At 66.7% G+C, this 633-nt stretch carries 2 pseudogenes; both read right to left on the reverse strand.

The window, feature by feature from the left end:
- A pseudogene (locus EN750_RS37890) lies at positions 1–433 on the reverse strand (ABC transporter permease); the annotation flags it as partial.
- Positions 430–633, reverse strand: a pseudogene (locus EN750_RS37895) (ABC transporter permease); the annotation flags it as partial. The pseudogenes EN750_RS37895 and EN750_RS37890, both read right to left, overlap by 4 nt.

The raw sequence follows: 633 nt of genomic DNA on the forward strand, positions 1-633 counted from the left end.
TCCCGAGCACCGGGATGTCCGACAGAAGCGGGATCGGCAGTGTCTGAAACCCCTTGATGTTGGGCGGCACCGACTGCTGGCCGAAGATCAGCCGGTAGAGGAAATAGGCGAGGCCCGACGAGAACAGCGTCACGCCGATGCCGCAGACATGCTGGCTGAGGCCGAGCGCCACGGTGAACAGCGCATGCAGCGCGCCCATCAGCATGCCGGTCAGCACTGCCGCCAGCACGCCGAGCCACAGGCTGCCGCTGAGGCTGGCGGCGGTAAAGCCGGTCATCGCCGACAACAGCATGATGCCTTCGATGCCGAGATTGAGCACGCCAGCCCGCTCCGAGAACATTTCGCCGAGCGTCGCGAAAGCCAGCGGCGTGGCGATGCGGATGATCGCGGCCAGGAAGCCGACCTGGAAGATCTGTTCGAACACCGCGCTCATCGGGCAACTCCGACGCGGCGGATGCGATAAGCGGTGAACAGCAGCGCCACCAGCATGGCAAGCAGCGCCGTCCCCTGGATGACATCGCTGAGGAAGGCCGGAACGCCGGTCGCCCGCGACATCGCCTCGGCGCCGGTCATCACGGCGGCAAGGAAGATCGCCGCCGGCACGACGCCAAGCGGGTTGAGCCGCGCCAGCAT

The organism is Mesorhizobium sp. M7A.F.Ca.ET.027.03.2.1 (assembly GCF_003999175.1).
Lineage (GTDB): Bacteria > Pseudomonadota > Alphaproteobacteria > Rhizobiales > Rhizobiaceae > Mesorhizobium.